The following is a 15814-nucleotide window of genomic DNA, read 5'->3' on the forward strand; positions in this document are numbered from 1 at the left end:
CGCCGATCTCGTGAGTAAGTAAGTACCTACTTACGAGGCTACTCCGGCCAGCAGGGTCCGCACGAAGGACGTGGCCGCCTTCCCGTCGGTGAGGCGGCCCGGCCAGCCCATGTGGCCCAGGAAGGCGTGCTGCATGCAGGACCCCACCAGCAGGCCAGCGGCACCGTAGAGATCGGCGTCGGCGCGGATCGTGCCCGCCTCGACCTCCCGCCGCAGGGTGCGCATCAACGCCTCATTGACCTTGTACGGGCCGGCATCGCGATCACGCAGCTTGTCCTTGTGGGTCTCCAGCAGTTTGCGGTCCGCGAAGATCGACGCGAGCATCGGGAAGTTGTCGCCGTAGAAGTCGATCAACGCCCGGGCGATCGCGGTGAGCCGGGTCTCGAGGTCGCCGCTGGTGCGGGCGAGCGCCTCCGCCAGCGCGGTGAACGCCGTGGAGCGTTCACTGAGGACGGCCAGCATCAGGTCAACTTTGTCGATGAAATGTTTGTAGAGCGTGGCCTCCGTGTAGCCCGCGAGAGCGGCGATGTGCCTGGTCTTGACGTTGGCGAGGCCCTGTTCGCGCATCAGCGAAGCGGCCGCGTCGAGGAGCTTGTCCCTGGTGGTCACCTTGACAGGTTAGTAAACACTCACCACCCTGGAAAGGGTTAGTGAGTGTTTACTAACCAGAGGAGGGGCAGGGCTGTGAGAATCACTGTTTGCGGATCCACCGGGCTCACCGGTGCCGAGATCGTCCGCCGAGCCATCGAGGGAGGCCACGCCGTCACGGCCGTGGCCCGCAGCGAGTTCACCGGATTTCCCGCGGGCGTCGAGCTCGTCCGCGCCGACGTCATGGATCCGTCCGCCATCGAACCCGCGGTCGCCGGCAGCGACATCGTCATCTCCGCCCTCGGCCACCGCCCCGGCCACGACGAGCCGGTCTGCGCACCGGGGGCGGAGTCCATCATCACGGCCATGCGGGCGACCGGGGTGCGGCGGCTCGTCGTCATCACCGCGTCCGGCCACGTCACCGACTCCCACGACGACTTCCTGACGGCACGGGTCGTAAAGCCGCTCCTGAAACGCTTCCTGCGGGCCTCGTTCACCGACTTCGAGGCCACGGAGTCCCTGGTCCGCGCCTCGGGGCTGGACTGGACGATCATGCGGCCGCCACGGCTGACGAACGGGTCCTCCAAGGCGTACCGGACGGCCGTCGACCACACCGTGCGCCGGGGGAATCTGATCGCGCGGACCGACCTGGCCGCGGCGACCCTGGACGCTGCGGCCAACCCAGCCACCATCGGTCACGCGGTGGCGATCGGCTACTGAAACGACAGGATGACCTTGCGGAGCAGGGTGTTGAGCTGCTTCAGCTCGTCCGGGGTCAGCGCCGACAGCAGTTGCTGATCGCGGGCCATACCGGCGTGGATGTGCCGCTCCCAGGCGGCACGTCCGGCCGGGGTCGGACGGACGATCACCCGCCGGCGGTCCTGCGGCTCCACCTCGCGGGTGATCAGCTCGGCCTTGGCCAGCCGGTCCAGGCGGGCGGTCATCGCCGCCCGGGTGACGTTCGTGGCCTCGGCGAGCTGCGCCGGCGTGGCCTCGGTCGGGTAGGGCTGGATCATCAGCGCGTGCAGCGTCGAATAGTCCTCGAAGGTGAAGTCCGCGTCCGGGAAGGCCACGCCGTCACTCCGGCGGGAGCGGCGCAGGATGTTCTTCATGCGGACGAGGGCACCCTCGACCTCGGGCGCGAAGTCGGTGTTGTCCTCCCAGAACTCCGCCCACCGGGCCACATGGCGGTCTACGTCATCCCTGGCCTGCTTGGTCATGCAGCAATGATCTCAGAGCAGCCGATAATTAGCTGGTGAATAGTTAGACGGTGAATTACATTCTCCGGCATGACGGATTTTCGGCTGCTGGCGACCGGCATGTCGCTGTCCTGGCTCGGCAACGGCTTCCAGACCGTGGCGCTGGCCGTCGCCGTGCTCGTCGCGGGTGGCGGCGCCGGAGACCTCGGCCTGGTGATGGCCGCGTCGATCGTGGCGATGCTGCTCTGCACTCTCTTCGGCGGCGTGTGGGCCGACCGGGTGCAGCCGCAGCGGGTGATGGTGCTCTCCGACGCCGTGCGGTTCGTGGCGACGGCGGGGATCACGGTCATGTTCGGCTCGGGCTCCTACCACCTGCCTGTGCTGTGTGCGCTCGCCGTCGTGTCCGCGGGGGCGGGCGCCTTCTTCGAGCCGGCGATGACCACCCTCAAGCCGATGCTGGTCAGCGTCGACCGGCGGCAGCACGCCAACGCGACGCTGAGCCTGCTGAAGACCGGCGCGGCCGTCCTCGGCCCGGCGATCGGCGGTCTGACGGTCGCGCAGTTCGGGGCGACGGCCGGATTTGCGGTGAACGCCGCGAGCTTCCTGGCGTCGCTGGTGGCCGCCGCTCTGATCCGCGCCCGCGCCGAGCGGGGCATCCGGAGCGGCATGCTGACCGAGCTCGGCGCGGGCTGGCGGGAGATCCGGGCACGGGACTGGCTGCTGACCGGTGTGCTCGCGGCGGCGGTCTACCACGTCGCGAACGGCGTGGTGCTGGTGCTGGTGCAGGTGGTGGCGATCGAGCAGCTGGGCGGCGCCCGCTCGGCCGGCTTCATCGCCGCGGCCGAGGGTCTCGGTGGTGTGGTCGGGGCGACGATCGCGATGCGCTGGCGGCCCGTACGCCTCCTACGCGCCGGCGGGTTCACCCTGCTGCTGATGCCGTTCTGGGCGCTGGCCTACGTGTGGCCCGGCCTGCTCACCGCGGTGCTGGCCGGCGCCGTGCTCGGGTACGCGGGGCTGACGTTCTTCTCCGTCGCGTGGGACACCGCCCTGCAGGACCACATTCCCCACGGCGTACTGGCCCGGGTGTCCTCGTGGGATCTGCTGACGTCGTTCCTGGCCATGCCCATCGGCAACGCGCTCGCCGGGCCGCTGTCCGAGGCGTTCGGCATCAACCGGGTGCTGGTCGTGTGCGCGGTGGTCCTGTTCGGTGCGGGTCTGGCGCCGCTCTTTCTGCGCAGCACCCGCACGCTCACCCGCCGGACGTCACCGGACACCGGCGAGAAAACGCTTGTCGGTGTGCCGGGGACCGTGTGACTCCAGCACCACGGGCGCGTCGAGCAGGTCGCCGATGCGGGCGGCCCAGTCGCCGGGGCGTTCCAGGTCGCCGGGCCGGGCGCGGTTCAGCAGAGCCGTGAGCCCGGCCTGGTGACCCAGGTCCTGGAAGGGCCCCGGGACGATGCGGTCCCACCGGGCGCCGTCGAGGTCGTAGGACGTGCAGATCCTCAACTGTGGACAGCGCGCGGGTGAGTCCAGGTGCGTTACGGCGAGGGCGTCCACCCCGCCGGCGACCTCGACGGCATAACGGTGGGCGACCGCGTCGAAGTGACCGACCCGGAAGCTGCCCTGCCACTCCCCCACGCCGTTGTGCGCCTCGGGCAGATCCAGCGGCGCCTCGGTGACGAACGGGCCGGCGCCGTGCCGGGTCGTGTACGTCCGCACCACCCCGAGCCGCTCGAACGAAGCACAGAGCGCAGCAACGTTGTCGAAGGTCGTCGTCGACCACGTCGTGTACGGGTGCCACCCGCGCCACTCGTCGAGCAGCACACCCTGTGCGCCCTCGAAGACGCAACGCCCCCGTTGCAGCAGGCCGTCCAGATAGGACGAGTCGACCACGGACACCAGACGACCGAAAGCCGCAAAAACCTCGACGACGTCATCAAGCGGCGCCGACGGAAGGCGACCGTAACAGGACTCGACCTCAGCCAGCCGGGCCCGCAGACGCGCCGGTGAGAGCACGTCGGAAACCCGTGGGGCGTCGGCGTGGCTCAGGGCGTACGCCATGGTCTCGCCGACCCCCATCCCGCACGAACCGTGCCGGCCGCTGCCGCGCTGCCGCTCGCGGGCCTGATTGGCCGCACGATGCCACGGAGTGGCGAGCAGCGCGTCACCGTCGACGGTGAGCAGGTGGAACGGGTTGCCGAGGGCGGCGGCCTCGGCCGCGAGAGCGAGCGGGTCGACGACCACGAACCGCGACAGGTGGGTGGGCACGCCCTGGAACGTGCCCGACCCGAACTGCGCGAAGGTGTGGTGCCGGCCCTCCGGCGTGACCACGTTGTGGGCGGCCTGCGCTCCCCCGTTGAACCGGATCACCGCGGTGACCGGTTCCGAAGCGCAGAGAGCGTCCACCACGGTGCCTTTGCCGGCGTCGCCGTAACCGAGGTCCACCACCGCGACGTGGTTCACAGCCGTTCGTTCCCGCCCGGCGTTGCCGCGCCACCCAGGTCCAGCGGGGAACGAACGACTGCACCCCGTCCCGCACCGATCGGTGCGAGCGCCTTGCCGACCGTGTCACCGGCCGCCGATCCGAACTCGGCCAGATCCGCCAGACCGGCGTCGAGGTCGATGGACTCCTCGGCCAGGCCGACGGTCAGCGCGATGGTCTCGCAGACCGCGTCGAGGTCGTCGAGCGCGATGACGTGCTGGCCGAGCAGCTGCCGCCAGTAACCGAGGATCTCGGCGTCGCCGCCCCAGCCTGCCGCGGTCGGCATGATGTAGTAGATCTCGAAGCTGCGCCGCAGCTCGGCGATCATCGCCTCGACGGTGATCGGCTCGTTCAGCCGGTCACCGACGAAGGTCTTGACCTCCTTCGGCTTGACCTGGGTGTACGGCATCTCGTCGCCGATGATGAACAGGTAGCCCCGGCGCCCGCGCTTCTCCATCGAGTCGAGGCTGACGTGCCGGGCCATGAAGTACATCGCGAGCTCGTAAGACTCGCGGCGCTGACCGCCACCGCCGCCCTCGAGCACGATCCGGGCCAGATCCTCGTCCATGCGGTTGTCCGACTCGAACTGGCCGATCTGCAGCGGCACCTTGTCGCAGGTGGCGTCGCCGATCGCGCCGAACATGATGTGCGGGTCGGTCGCGTACCCCTTGCGGGTCAACAGGCCGAGCAGCTGCGGCAGCTTCGTCTGCAGCACCCGCGGGACCGAGCCCATCGAACCCGTCACGTCGAAGAGGACGGCGATCGGCGTGCTCTGCGGGTGCTCGTCGCTGTCACGGCTCTCCCGCTTGCCGACGTTCATCGGGTCGAGAGCCGCGTGGGCCTTGCGGGCGCCGCTGTCGCTGTAGGCGAAGGCGCTCTTGCCGGTCGCGGCACGGTAGTTGGCGGCGGCCGAGTAGACGTTGGTGGACCAGTGTCCGCTTCCCATGGTGTTCCTCCTGGTGAGTCAGGCCGGCATCGCGAAGGGGCGAAAACGGCGGGGGCCGTACAGGTTCTCGAGGAGCTCGTCGAACTCCCCGAGCAGTGACCACGCGTCCTGGGGGCGCATGCGTGGTGCGTCGTAGAGGCAGCCGCGGGCGAAGCGCCGCAGCGCTTCGGGCGGCCGGCCGATGAGACCGAGCATCAGCCCGGTCGCCATGTAGATGTCGGTGGCGGCCGTCGCCGGCTGCTTGCCGGTCACCTCGGGTGGATAGGCGTCGCGGTGCGTCGCAACCAGCGCCGGGATCGTCGCGCCGGGCGCCACGGAATAGCACCAGTCGACGAGCACAACACCGTGCTCCGCGGGATGGATCAGCACGTGCTCAGGCAGGACAGCGCCGTGCACCAGACCGGCACGATGAGCCCAGCCGAGGCCGGTCAGCAGCCGCCGCCACATCCACGCGACGTCGCGCGGGTCGAGCCCGTCCGGGTAGGCGGCACGCACCTCGGCGAGCGAGACGAACCCGCGCTGCCGTTCCATGATCACGGCGGTCCGGCGGGCCTTCGCGGCGTCCTCGTGCGTGAACGTCTCGATCAGCCGCGGCGCGTAGGCCCGGAACTTCGGATCCCCGTCGGACGCGAGCTTCTTCAACGCGGTGGCCTCGGCCTGCATCAGGTCGTTGTCACCGGGCCGGCGCGGGAGTTTCAGCAGCGCGGCGTCACCGTCGATCGTGTGCAGCTCGGCGATGTCACCGCTCGCAACCACACCACCGACCCGGTAAGTCGCCCGCCTGGTCGTCAGCACCCGGCCGTCACGCCCGGCCCACAGCGCCGAAAGCTTGGCGAAAGCCGCCGTCGCGGTCACCCCGAGACCCGCCGGTGCAACATCCGGGTGCACAACCTTGACCAGCATCCGGTACGCGTGACCGGCATCAACAACCGCAGCACCGGGGCCGGAGTCGATCAGGTCCCCGAAGCTGCCTGCCCGCTCGATCCGAGCGGTCGCCTCCGCAAATGAGATCATCGGATGCCGTCCTCGCGGGCGGGCCGCAGCAGAGCCGGGTGCAGCAGGCGGGCGTCACCGGCCCGGTAGAGACGGGCCTTCGGGCCACCACGCTCACCGCCCCGCGTGGACGTCTCGCCGGTGCTCTCGACAAAACCGGGCACCGACAGCACCTTGCGGTGGAAGTTGCCGGCGTGCAGCTCCTCGTCCCAGACCGCCGCATAAACGGCCCGCAGCTCGCTGATCGTGAACTCGTCGCCGACAAACGCGGTGGCCAGCGGTGTGTACTCGAGTTTCGAGCGGGCCCGGTCGAGCCCGTCCGCCAGGATCGTCGTGTGGTCGAACGCCAGCTCACCGACCTCGTCGACCGGCACCCAGAAGGCACCGGACGCGTCGCCGCCGGCGCGAGGATCGGGCAGGCTGGGTGCGAACGCCAGGTAGGCCACCGAGATGACCCGCATGCGGGGGTCGCGGCCCGGGTCACCGTACGACCGGAGCTGCTCGAGGTGCACCCGGTCGAGGTCACCCTCGCCCGGCCGCAACCCGGTCTCCTCGGCCAGCTCCCGCAGAGCGGCGGCATCCAGCGCCTCGTCCTGCACAAAACCACCCGGCAGGGCCCGCCACCCGGCGAACGGATGCCCGCCCCGCTCCACGAGCAGCACGTGCAGCTGCCCGTCGCGGATGGTCAGAGCGACAACGTCAACGGTGACCGACACCGGCGCGAACTCCGCCGGGTCGTAGCTCTCGAGGAACTCCCGCTCGTCAGTCATCGTTGCTCCGCGTTGTTCTCGTAGTGAGTAGAACTTGATCTGAGAACAACCTAGCGTCTTCTCACCCTGAGGTCAACCGCTGGGTTTCGGGAAGCACGGACCCGGCAGGGTGCGGGTGGCCGTTCATGAGCCGCCAGGCGATTGGTCACCCGCGCCCGGTGTCGGCGGGAGCGGCGGTCGGATCCAGGCAACCACGCACGACATTGTCGTCGGGTCATGGAAAAAGGCCGCCGCCGGAAATCCGGGCGACGACCTTCTTAGGTAAGGCTTTGTTGAATTGCTTATCGCGCTTCGAAGGTCAGGCAATCGGCGCGGTCGGCGCCGGCGCCGACATTGATCGACGGCGCGTGGCACTCGAGCTCGGTGTTGTGCACGCACTCGGACCGCTTGCACGCACCGACCTGGGCCTCAGCCTGGCCCATCCCCCCCTTGTCGGCGGTGTCGACAAACGTGTCGCACTCCGAGCTGGCGCGTCCGATGGTGATCGCGAAGGCCGTGCAGCCGTCGTGGTTGTATCCGCATCCGCTGACCGTGCAGGTCTGCACGCGCGGCATGGCCATCATCTGGGTCATGGTGAGGCCTCCCTTTCTCCGCACCGACCATAAACCATTACCGTGGCCTTTGCGCGACCACCGGCACAGCGATTTCGGCAATTAAAAGAATGAGGTTCGCCATTCTTTAGGTAAGGCATGCCTCATTTATCGGCGACTGCCCGCGCCGGTCCGGTGAAACTGGCACACTGGGGCAAACCGCTCGAACCGTCCCATCGGAGGATCCGCCGCATGGCCGACGAACGACCCAGCGGCCGGCGGCACTGGCTGGTGGCCGGCATCGCCGTCGTCGTGGTGGCCGCCGGTGTCGGAGTGGGCCTGGCGACCACGGACCCCGACAAGCCCGTCGCGGTGCCCTCCTCGGCCCCTTCGTCCGCCGCCGCCTCCCCCGTGGTCACGTCCTCGGTGCAGTCGCGGTCGGCGCGCAAGCTGATCGGCCTCTCCCGCGCGAACGGCACCTGGCCCGGCCCGAACGGCATGTCCGGTGTCAACGGCGACCCCCTCTTCGACACGGCGCACGTCAAGGCGTTCTGCACCGCCCGCGGTCGCGCGTGCCGTGTCGCGCAGACCTACACCGACCGCACCTCGTGGCAGTCGATGACCGCGGGCTCCAGCTGGACCTTCGACCTGTTCTCCGACTTCGAGGGGATGCTGGTCGTCTCCCAGGGCCTCGTCCCGATCGGCGCGACCGCCGACCTGGCGGCCTGCGCGGCCGGCGACCACGACCAGGACTGGAAGAACTTCGGCAGCCTGATGACCCGGTACGGCCGCGGTGACTCGGTGGTCCGCCTGGGCTGGGAGTTCAACGAGACGACCTCCCCGTGGCGCGCGGACGACCCCGCGGTCTGGATCGCCTGCTACCGCCGTGCCGCCACCAACATCCGCGCCACGAACCCCGAGGTCCTCCTCGACTGGACGATCAACGCCCACGGCACCCCGGCCGGCACCTGCGGCGGCGTGAGCACCAACTGCTACCCGGGTGACGACTACGTCGACATCATCGGCATCGACAACTACGACCACTACCCCTGGTCGTCCTCGAAAGCCGTCTTCGACAAGGCCGCCACGGACCCGGAGGGCCTGACGTGGCTGCACGACTTCGCCCGCGACCACGACAAACTCTTCTCCGTGGGCGAGTGGGGTGTGGTCCCGACGGGCGACGCCGGCCAGGAGAACCAGTACTTCGTCCAGTGGATGCACGACTGGTTCGCCGCCCACGCCTCGACGCTGGCCTACGAGGCCTACTTCTCCGACTGCGGCGAGGGCGGTGTGCAGTCGAGCCTCTACCGCACGGACGCCGCCTGCCTCAAGAACCCCAAGTCGGCCGCCCAGTACCGGGCTTTGTTCGGCTCTTAGAGTGCAAATCCACTGAACTTCGTCACTCTGCGCAATTGCCCGCATACGCCACGTTACGCTCCCTCACGAGACGGCCCGACGATGGTTCTCACGCGCGGGCCCACCTACCCAACCGACGCGGTCCCTCGTGACCGTAGGAGGACCTCGTATGAGTAAGACCAAGTCCCAATTCCGCTCGCGGCTCGTCCGCGCCGGGGTTGCAACTGGTGCTGTCACGGCGCTTGTCGTCGCTGCGACTGCTTCATCGGCCTACGCGGCAAGCCTGCCGCTCACGCTCAGCCAGGCAGCAGGGCCCAGCGGCGGCCTGAACACCATCACTGCGACCGCGGCAACGGCAACCACGGCCACCGCTCCGTTCGGCGCTGCCGTTACGCCTTACGTTGAGTTCCAGACCATTACATCGACGGCTTCGGGCTGCAGCGCGACCTACGCAGCTGCCGCGGCCATTGCGGTCAGTACTGCGACACCGCCTGTACAGACCGCGGGTGTCATCGTGGTTCCCGGCGCGAACGTGAAGAAGCTGACTACGACAAAGCTCGCCATCACCGTTCCGGCCGCTGTTGTCCTGACCGCGAACAGTGCGACGCCTCCTGCGACGCCTTCGAGCGTCAGGTACAACATCTGCGTGTACTCCGGCACCACCCCCGGCGTGGGCGGTAGCCCGCTCATCGCCAACGCCGCCTACACCATCGCTGGTAAGCCCACGATTACGTCCATCAGCCCCGGCAGCGGTCCTGCCCTCGGCGGCACCCCGGTGACCGTGGTTGGCACCGGACTCACGGGCGCCACTAGCGCAACGGTCACCATCGGCGGCGTGAACATGACCGGGGTAACCGTCGCTTCAGACGGTCGGAGTCTCACGGGTACCGCGCCCGCCCACGCCGGCGGACAGACCACGGTCTCGATTACCTCAACCGGCGGCCGAGTCGTCAGCTCCGACCCAGACAATAATGGTCTGGCGCCTTTGACGCCCACCCCGGGCGACCCCGACGACCCGATCTACTTCACGTACTCGAATGGCATCGACGTCACGCCGACCACCTCGCCCACCGACCGCAACGTTGATCTCGACATCATGGGCGTCGGTTTCCTCGGCATGGACTTCGACAACACGGGCGCCACCCTGGCCAACGCGGACACCGCCCATGTCTACCTGGTCCGGGGCGAATACGACCCGACCGATGCGAGCAACCTCAAAGCGAATGGGCCAGTCGTCGAGTGTCGCAGCGTCCTGGTTATCAGTGACACTGAAATCATCTGCACCATCAATCTCGCGACTAAACTCGATCCGGCAGACCAGACCACTCCCATGACTGGCCCCAACGACGAGGTGCCCTTGGGCGCTTACACCGTCACCGTCGTCAACAACGGCGACATCGACGTTCAGCCTTCGGGCGCTAACGAAGACCTAACCAACCCGTTTGTCAAGACAGATCTCACCAGCACTTCGACCTTCACGGTCGCGCCTTACTAAGCGGTCTATTAGACCGAAGCACACCACGACCCGACGGAGCAAAGCCGAACGGCCCGGAGCGAATGCTCCGGGCCGTTTCGTTCGTACACAAAGGTGATCAGCCCATGAGTCGCCATTCTTTTGTGATGGCGGCGACGCTCTTCTTCTTCGATGGCACTCCATGTACAGAGACGGAGACGGTGTAGACACTTTTCGTTTCCGACGTTCGCCAGCACAGGAGCAATGTCGGCCGTTCCTTCGCCGGAGCATCCGGACTCACCCGAATCTTCTGAGTGCATCTAGCATCTCCAACTGATTCTCCGCCGTCTGCAACCCAAGCCAACTCTTTTTGCCCGGTCAGGTCGTCCTTAGCCGAATAGACCTTGAGTGTTTCTCCAGTAGTCCGCACCGATCCGTAAGTCCGCAACTTAACTTCGCCCTCCGGTACCTGATACCCGCCGGCTGCCGGGGGCAGAGGGCGGGTGACGTCGGAGTCTTTATTGGCAGCGAGTTTGCGCAACGCGTCGATCTCTTCTTGGCGAGTCTTCGACGCAACGGAAACCGTCTCCGATGGCTGCTGAGACGGCGCCGCCGATTCAGCATCGGATCGTTCGGCGGCCGAAGAAGGCGCAACTGAACCCGAGGACTGCGAATCTGTGGTCTGCAGAGGCAACGATGCTGCCGCATCACGCGTCTTGGTTCCGGAATTGTCGGCTACCTGGGATGTCACCAGCGCTGAACCGGCACCGAGAACGGCCAGGCCGACCACGCCGATGATCACCTGCTTGCGGCGACGGTTGCGGCGCGCGACCACCGAGTTGTAGACGTTCTCGCCGGCATCGGGCACTTCGTTGCGCATGCTCAAATCCTTTGCGGGTCTCGACTGGGTCGGCACCGCACTCTCGCGGGCGCAAACCCCGAACCCACATGGTCCCACCCAGACGGACAAAAGGTGCCAAAACCAGCAAGCCCGCAGGACTGCCGCCGCCAAGATCCGGTCGTGGTACGCGGATCGGCTGGAGTGGTAGACAGGCATCCATGGAAAAGCGCGCACTGGTGCTCGGTGGTGGTGGCGTCACGGGTGTCGCCTGGGAGATCGGTCTGTTGCACGGGCTCGCCGAGCGAGGTGTGGATCTCACGGCCGCGGACCTGTTCATCGGCACGTCGGCGGGTTCGGTCGTGGCCGCGCAGCTGACCAGCGGTGTCAGCATCCCCGAGCTGTACGCCCGCGAGCTCGCCGACACGACCGGGGACCGCAACGCCACCGTGGGTACCAAGGTGCTGCTGGGTTTTGTGCTCGCCGCGCTCTGGCCCGGCGGCCGGGAACGCGGCCGGGCCCGGCTCGGGCGGGCCGCGCTGAAGGCCCGGACGGTGCCCGAATCGGAACGCCGGACGGCGATCGCCTCGCGGGTGCAGCGTGACGACTGGCCGGCCGCGCGCCTGCTCGTCCCGGCGGTCGAGGCGCAGACCGGAGCCGTCACGGTCTTCGACAGCGACAGCGGCGCGTCATTGATCGACGCCGTGGCCGCGAGCTGCGCGGTTCCGCTGGTCTGGCCGCCGATGACCGTCAACGGCAAGCGGTACATCGACGGCGGGGTGCGGTCGGTCGCCAACGTCGACCTCGCCGCGGGGTACGAGCGGGTCGTCGTGATCGCCCCGCTGGTGGCCGCGGCCCGGCGCGCCGACCGCCCGGGGGCACAGGCGGCGGCGCTCGGGGCGGGCGTCCGCACGGCCGTGATCAGCCCGACGGACGCGGCGCTGACCGCGATCGGCCGCAACCCGCTCGATCCCTCACGCCGGGCTCCCGCGGGGGAAGCGGGGCGAGCCCAGGCAGCCGAGGTGATCGAGCGGGTGCGCGCGGTCTGGGGTTAGCCGACGCTGACGGTGTTGTTGCCGCCGGGCAGCTTGCGGCCGGCGCTGTCGTACGCCTCGAGGTCGCTGACGTCCGCGGTCTTCGGGTCGAACCAGAAGAACTTGACGGCGGCGTCCTCACTCCACGCGGCCTGGCTCGCCACGACGGTCCGCTTGCCGGCCTTCGCCGTGATCTTCGTGGCGTCGCCGACGTAGTAGCCGAACGCCGGGTTCTTCTCGCCGTTGATGTCCATGCTGCCCGAAACGCCGTGGAAGCCCGGCGCCTTGTCGGAGCCCACGGTCTCGTTCGCGACGATCACGTCTTCGATCGCGGTGCCCTTCTTGAGGCCGACCATCACACCGAAGTGCGTTCCGGGCACCTCCTTCATGTCCACCGGCACGGCATAGATCACCCATGTGCCCTTCTTCGCGGCGAAGCCGGTCTCTACAACTTTGCCCAGCTTTGCGTGGACCGGCGGCGCATCCTCAGTGGACGGCGCCGCGGGTGCGGAGGCACTCGGCCGCGGCTTCGGCTGCTCCTGGGCGGCGTTGGCGGCCACTGCACCGGCCACCACCACGGCGGCAGCGGTGCCGGTGACGCCGGCGGCGAGGATCCAGCGGTTGCGGGACAGTCCCATTGCGTGACTCCATCAGGATGAGCGGGTGGTGCATGACGATGATCGAGACGGACCCGAGCTCAAAAAGGTTGCTGCAACCTTTTTGGCCACTGACCCGTCATGGCCGTCGTGGGACTGACCAGAAGAGGTGACGACGAGTTCGTCGAGTTCGCGCGAGCGAACTCGGCGCGACTGCAACGTGCCGCGTACCTGCTGACCGGCAACCGGCACCAGGCCGAGGACGCGGCCCAGGCCGCCCTGGTCAAGGTCTATGCGGCCTGGGGCCGGGTGCGACGCAAGGATCCTTACGCGTACGCCCGGACGGTGCTGGCCAATCTGATCACCGACCAGTGGCGCCGCCCGATGCGCGAGTACGCGACCGAGCAGCTGCCCGAGCAGCCGCTCCCCCGTGACCTCGCCGACGACGTCACCCGGCGCCGCTGGCTGATCGGCGCTCTGAAGACCCTGTCGCCGCGTGAGCGGACAGTGGTCGTGCTGCGGCACTTCTTCGACGCGACCGAGGTGGACGTGGCCCGGGAGCTCAACCTGTCCCTCGGCACGGTGAAGAGCCTCAACTCCCGGGCGCTGGCCAAGCTCCGGGTCTCGGTCCCGTCACCCCGGCGCGCGGAAAGCGGAGTACGCCCGTGAACAACTTGGAAGACCTGAGAGACGCCATGAACACCACGCCGGACTTCCAGCCGCAGCCCCTCGACCTCGGTGCGGTCATGGCCGCCGGTGGCCGGTTGCGCCGCCGTCGCCGCCTCGCCGTCGGAGCGACGTCCGGCGTCGCGGTGCTGGCCCTGCTCATCGGTGGCGCCCAGCTGGCCCGCCCGGACGGTACGCAGCCGGCACAGACCGGGGCCGCGCCGGCCAGTGCCCCGCCGACCGGCGTCCACGAGCAGCCCGTGGACCAGGACGACACCTACGGCGACATCGTCGACACCGGCATCAAGTCCGGCGACCTGCCCCGCCTGCTGTGGATCCACAAGCTCGACGAGCCGCTCTCGCCGGACATCACCATCGGGATGACGGCCGGGCGGCGGGAAGCCGACGGCAAGCTCGTCACCGACATCGTGACCAACGAGACCGACGGTTCGGACCAGTCGCCGGGCTTCCACGCTCTGGAGGCACCGATGTCCATCGGCAGCGGGCCGGTACCGGCGTTCGGCTACTACGTCGGTGATGCGGCGAAGATCACGGTGACGGCGGATGGCAAGGAGATCACGGCCCGGCAGGCCTCCTGGAGCGAGGACCCGGCGGTCAAGCTGTTCTGGTTCCCCTTGAAACAGGTCAAGTCCGGCAGCGATCTGAGCAAGGCGACCGCGTACGACAAGGACGGCCGGAAGCTTCCGGCCGGAAACGCGGGCTTCGGCGTCGGGTAAACCTGTCGCGCTTGATGATCCTCGGGTTGAATGCTGACATGAGCATCATCTCTCCCGGGTTCGGCGGGCGGCGCCGCTCCTCGCGGCCCGACCTGCCGCCCGGGCAGTACCTCACCCGCGATTTCCCGGTGCTGTCCGCCGGGCCGACGCCGCGGATCCCGCTGGACCGCTGGCAGTTCACCATCACCGACGAGGTCGGCAAGAAGCACAGCTGGTCCTGGAAGGAGTTCCAGGAACTGCCCGCCGAGGACGTCACGGTCGACATCCACTGCGTCACCAAGTGGTCGAAACTCGGCACCACCTGGCGCGGCGTCGCCCTCGACACCCTCTTCGAGAACATCGAGACGACCGCCGACTACACGATGGTCCACGGGTACGGCGGCTACACCACCAACGTGCCGCTGGAGGACCTGCTCGACGGCAAGGCGTGGGTGGCGTACAAGTTCGACGGCGAGGACCTGGCGCCCGAGCACGGTGGCCCGGCCCGGCTGGTCGTGCCCCACCTGTACTTCTGGAAATCGGCCAAATGGGTCAACGGCATCGAGATGCTGCAGCAGGACGAGCCGGGCTTCTGGGAAGAGGCCGGCTACCACATCTACGGGGACCCATGGCGCGAGCAGCGGTATCAAGGCGACTGACCTGGCGGGCCGCCACGGTGCGGGAGGCCCGCTGGGAGACCGCCTCGGCCCGCACGCTGGTGCTGGACGTGCCGGACTGGCCCGGGCACCTGCCGGGGCAGCACGTCGACGTCCGGCTGACCGCACCCGACGGCTATTCGGCTCAGCGCAGCTATTCGATCGCCTCGTCGTGGACCGGTGACGGCGACGGCGTCGAGCTGACCGTCCAGCGTGTCGAGGACGGCGAGGTCTCGACGTACCTGGACGACGGCCTCGAGGTCGGTCAGCAGCTGGAGCTGCGCGGCCCGGTCGGCGGCTGGTTCGTCTGGCGCAACGAGCCCGCCCCGGTGCTGCTCGTGGCCGGCGGTTCCGGTGTGGTGCCACTGATGGCGATGATCCGGGCCCGGGGTGACGTCCGGGGACGCCAGCCGTTCCGGCTCGTCTACTCCGTGCGTACCCCGGAGGACGTCTGTTTTGCCGGCGAGCTTGCCCGCCGCGTGCGTGACGATCCCGGCCTGGACGTGCACTACGTCTACACCCGCAAGACCCCGGACGGCTGGCCGGCGCCCGCGGGACGCCTCACCGTCGCAACCCTCAACACCCACGGCTGGCCGCCGGACTTCGCGCCGGACGTGTTCGTCTGCGGCCCGACCAGCTTTGTCGAGACCGCGGCGGACATCCTCGTCGCGCTGGGCCACGACCCCAAGAAGATCCGTACGGAACGCTTCGGAGGGACGTCATGACCGATCAGCTGGACGGCAACGCGATGGCCGGGGACCTGCGCGAGATCTTCGCGATCGACCTGACCTCGGCCGTGGCGACCTGCGCGGGCTGCAAGGAGCCCAGCGTGATCGCCACCCTGCGCATCTGGGGTCCGGCGCCGGGCCTGGTCGCCCGCTGCCCGTCGTGCGACGACGTGGTGGTGCGCCTGGTCCGCGGCCCCGAGGAGGCCTGGCTCGACCTCCGCGGCGCCTCCAGCCTGCGCATCCCGATGCCGGAGGCTTAGAAC

The 15814-nt window shown here is 68.6% G+C and carries 19 protein-coding genes; 10 read left to right on the top strand and 9 right to left on the bottom strand.

Features of this window, described 5'->3' with window-relative positions; genetic code table 11:
* Positions 1–30: 30 nt before the first annotated feature.
* A complete protein-coding gene (locus AFR_RS32455; protein WP_023561052.1) occupies positions 31–609 on the bottom strand; it encodes a TetR/AcrR family transcriptional regulator in 579 nt (192 codons plus the stop codon).
* A gap of 75 nt (positions 610–684) precedes the next feature.
* Here AFR_RS32455 and AFR_RS32460 point away from each other — a divergent pair, with 75 nt between their 5' ends.
* Positions 685–1308 (top strand): NAD(P)-dependent oxidoreductase, encoded by a 624-nt coding sequence (locus AFR_RS32460; RefSeq protein ID WP_023561053.1) that lies wholly within the window; start codon positions 685–687, stop codon positions 1306–1308.
* Here the strand turns inward: AFR_RS32460 and AFR_RS32465 are convergent.
* The gene (locus AFR_RS32465) at positions 1302–1808 is read right to left on the bottom strand and encodes a MarR family winged helix-turn-helix transcriptional regulator (RefSeq protein WP_041841311.1); all 507 of its coding nucleotides are present in this window, start codon (positions 1806–1808) and stop codon (positions 1302–1304) included. The two genes, AFR_RS32460 and AFR_RS32465, sit on opposite strands and share 7 nt — an antisense overlap.
* 69 nt (positions 1809–1877) lie before the next feature.
* Between AFR_RS32465 and AFR_RS32470 the strand changes: the two genes are divergently transcribed.
* Positions 1878–3101 (top strand): MFS transporter, encoded by a 1224-nt coding sequence (locus tag AFR_RS32470; protein WP_023561055.1) that lies wholly within the window; start codon positions 1878–1880, stop codon positions 3099–3101.
* Here AFR_RS32470 and AFR_RS32475 read toward each other — a convergent pair.
* The 5 genes from AFR_RS32475 to AFR_RS32495 form a co-directional block, all read right to left on the bottom strand.
* Positions 3051–4250 carry an adenylosuccinate synthetase gene (locus AFR_RS32475; protein WP_023561056.1) on the bottom strand — a complete coding sequence of 400 codons (1200 nt, stop codon included), beginning with the start codon at positions 4248–4250 and terminating at the stop codon, positions 3051–3053. The two genes, AFR_RS32470 and AFR_RS32475, sit on opposite strands and share 51 nt — an antisense overlap.
* The gene (locus AFR_RS32480; protein WP_023561057.1) at positions 4247–5215 is read right to left on the bottom strand and encodes a hypothetical protein; all 969 of its coding nucleotides are present in this window, start codon (positions 5213–5215) and stop codon (positions 4247–4249) included. Before AFR_RS32480 ends, AFR_RS32475 begins: the two co-directional genes overlap by 4 nt.
* A gap of 18 nt (positions 5216–5233) precedes the next feature.
* Positions 5234–6229: a protein kinase family protein gene (locus AFR_RS32485; RefSeq protein WP_023561058.1), complete on the bottom strand. Its 996-nt coding sequence runs from the start codon at positions 6227–6229 to the stop codon at positions 5234–5236.
* The gene (locus AFR_RS32490; protein WP_023561059.1) at positions 6226–6978 is read right to left on the bottom strand and encodes an NUDIX hydrolase; all 753 of its coding nucleotides are present in this window, start codon (positions 6976–6978) and stop codon (positions 6226–6228) included. The genes AFR_RS32485 and AFR_RS32490 overlap by 4 nt, the downstream gene beginning before the upstream one ends.
* A 281-nt stretch (positions 6979–7259) precedes the next feature.
* A complete protein-coding gene (locus tag AFR_RS32495; RefSeq protein ID WP_023561060.1) occupies positions 7260–7550 on the bottom strand; it encodes a DUF1540 domain-containing protein in 291 nt (96 codons plus the stop codon).
* Positions 7551–7760: 210 nt separating this feature from the next.
* Here AFR_RS32495 and AFR_RS32500 point away from each other — a divergent pair, with 210 nt between their 5' ends.
* Positions 7761–8885, top strand: a complete 1125-nt coding sequence (locus AFR_RS32500; protein ID WP_023561061.1) for a glycoside hydrolase family 26 protein — start codon at positions 7761–7763, stop codon at positions 8883–8885.
* 148 nt (positions 8886–9033) lie between these two features.
* A complete protein-coding gene (locus AFR_RS45490) occupies positions 9034–10359 on the top strand; it encodes an IPT/TIG domain-containing protein (RefSeq protein ID WP_084298210.1) in 1326 nt (441 codons plus the stop codon).
* Between the two features lie 97 nt (positions 10360–10456).
* Here the strand turns inward: AFR_RS45490 and AFR_RS46385 are convergent, their stop codons facing one another.
* Positions 10457–11197, bottom strand: coding sequence for a hypothetical protein (locus AFR_RS46385; protein ID WP_148308129.1), 741 nt, complete (start codon positions 11195–11197; stop codon positions 10457–10459).
* 179 nt (positions 11198–11376) lie between these two features.
* Here AFR_RS46385 and AFR_RS32515 point away from each other — a divergent pair, with 179 nt between their 5' ends.
* Positions 11377–12210, top strand: a complete 834-nt coding sequence (locus AFR_RS32515) for a patatin-like phospholipase family protein (RefSeq protein ID WP_023561063.1) — start codon at positions 11377–11379, stop codon at positions 12208–12210.
* Here the strand turns inward: AFR_RS32515 and AFR_RS32520 are convergent.
* Complete coding sequence (locus tag AFR_RS32520) at positions 12207–12827, bottom strand: hypothetical protein (RefSeq protein ID WP_023561064.1); 621 nt, start codon at positions 12825–12827, stop codon at positions 12207–12209. The genes AFR_RS32515 and AFR_RS32520 overlap by 4 nt on opposite strands.
* Positions 12828–12926: 99 nt before the next feature.
* On the opposite strand from AFR_RS32520, the gene AFR_RS32525 reads away from it, so the two are divergent.
* Genes AFR_RS32525 through AFR_RS32545 form a run of 5 tightly spaced genes read left to right on the top strand, consistent with a single transcriptional unit; the run spans position 12927 to position 15811 of the window.
* Positions 12927–13454 (top strand): SigE family RNA polymerase sigma factor, encoded by a 528-nt coding sequence (locus AFR_RS32525; protein WP_023561065.1) that lies wholly within the window; start codon positions 12927–12929, stop codon positions 13452–13454.
* Positions 13455–13480: 26 nt separating this feature from the next.
* Entirely contained in the window at positions 13481–14188 is a 708-nt protein-coding gene (locus tag AFR_RS32530) for a hypothetical protein (RefSeq protein WP_041841313.1), read from the top strand.
* 38 nt (positions 14189–14226) lie between these two features.
* Positions 14227–14826 (top strand): sulfite oxidase-like oxidoreductase, encoded by a 600-nt coding sequence (locus tag AFR_RS32535; RefSeq protein ID WP_023561067.1) that lies wholly within the window; start codon positions 14227–14229, stop codon positions 14824–14826.
* Positions 14796–15548 carry a ferredoxin reductase gene (locus tag AFR_RS32540; protein ID WP_041841314.1) on the top strand — a complete coding sequence of 251 codons (753 nt, stop codon included), beginning with the start codon at positions 14796–14798 and terminating at the stop codon, positions 15546–15548. The genes AFR_RS32535 and AFR_RS32540 overlap by 31 nt, the downstream gene beginning before the upstream one ends.
* Positions 15545–15811 (top strand): DUF6510 family protein, encoded by a 267-nt coding sequence (locus AFR_RS32545; RefSeq protein ID WP_023561070.1) that lies wholly within the window; start codon positions 15545–15547, stop codon positions 15809–15811. Before AFR_RS32540 ends, AFR_RS32545 begins: the two co-directional genes overlap by 4 nt.
* Positions 15812–15814 lie beyond the last annotated feature (3 nt).

Origin of the sequence: Amorphoplanes friuliensis DSM 7358 (assembly GCF_000494755.1) — a bacterium.
In the GTDB taxonomy this organism is placed as follows: Bacteria; Actinomycetota; Actinomycetes; order Mycobacteriales; family Micromonosporaceae; genus Actinoplanes; species Actinoplanes friuliensis.

Bases quoted from the DNA above. Each gene is read 5' to 3' on its own strand.
- AFR_RS32465 (WP_041841311.1), bottom strand. From the start codon at position 1,808: ATGACCAAGCAGGCCAGGGATGACGTAGACCGCCATGTGGCCCGGTGG.
- AFR_RS32470 (WP_023561055.1), top strand. From the start codon at position 1,878: ATGACGGATTTTCGGCTGCTGGCGACCGGCATGTCGCTGTCCTGGCTC.
- AFR_RS32480 (WP_023561057.1), bottom strand. From the start codon at position 5,215: ATGGGAAGCGGACACTGGTCCACCAACGTCTACTCGGCCGCCGCCAAC.
- AFR_RS32485 (WP_023561058.1), bottom strand. From the start codon at position 6,229: ATGATCTCATTTGCGGAGGCGACCGCTCGGATCGAGCGGGCAGGCAGC.
- AFR_RS32490 (WP_023561059.1), bottom strand. From the start codon at position 6,978: ATGACTGACGAGCGGGAGTTCCTCGAGAGCTACGACCCGGCGGAGTTC.
- AFR_RS32495 (WP_023561060.1), bottom strand. From the start codon at position 7,550: ATGACCCAGATGATGGCCATGCCGCGCGTGCAGACCTGCACGGTCAGC.
- AFR_RS32500 (WP_023561061.1), top strand. From the start codon at position 7,761: ATGGCCGACGAACGACCCAGCGGCCGGCGGCACTGGCTGGTGGCCGGC.
- AFR_RS45490 (WP_084298210.1), top strand. From the start codon at position 9,034: ATGAGTAAGACCAAGTCCCAATTCCGCTCGCGGCTCGTCCGCGCCGGG.
- AFR_RS46385 (WP_148308129.1), bottom strand. From the start codon at position 11,197: ATGCGCAACGAAGTGCCCGATGCCGGCGAGAACGTCTACAACTCGGTG.
- AFR_RS32515 (WP_023561063.1), top strand. From the start codon at position 11,377: ATGGAAAAGCGCGCACTGGTGCTCGGTGGTGGTGGCGTCACGGGTGTC.
- AFR_RS32520 (WP_023561064.1), bottom strand. From the start codon at position 12,827: ATGGGACTGTCCCGCAACCGCTGGATCCTCGCCGCCGGCGTCACCGGC.
- AFR_RS32525 (WP_023561065.1), top strand. From the start codon at position 12,927: ATGGCCGTCGTGGGACTGACCAGAAGAGGTGACGACGAGTTCGTCGAG.
- AFR_RS32530 (WP_041841313.1), top strand. From the start codon at position 13,481: ATGAACACCACGCCGGACTTCCAGCCGCAGCCCCTCGACCTCGGTGCG.
- AFR_RS32535 (WP_023561067.1), top strand. From the start codon at position 14,227: ATGAGCATCATCTCTCCCGGGTTCGGCGGGCGGCGCCGCTCCTCGCGG.
- AFR_RS32540 (WP_041841314.1), top strand. From the start codon at position 14,796: ATGGCGCGAGCAGCGGTATCAAGGCGACTGACCTGGCGGGCCGCCACG.
- AFR_RS32545 (WP_023561070.1), top strand. From the start codon at position 15,545: ATGACCGATCAGCTGGACGGCAACGCGATGGCCGGGGACCTGCGCGAG.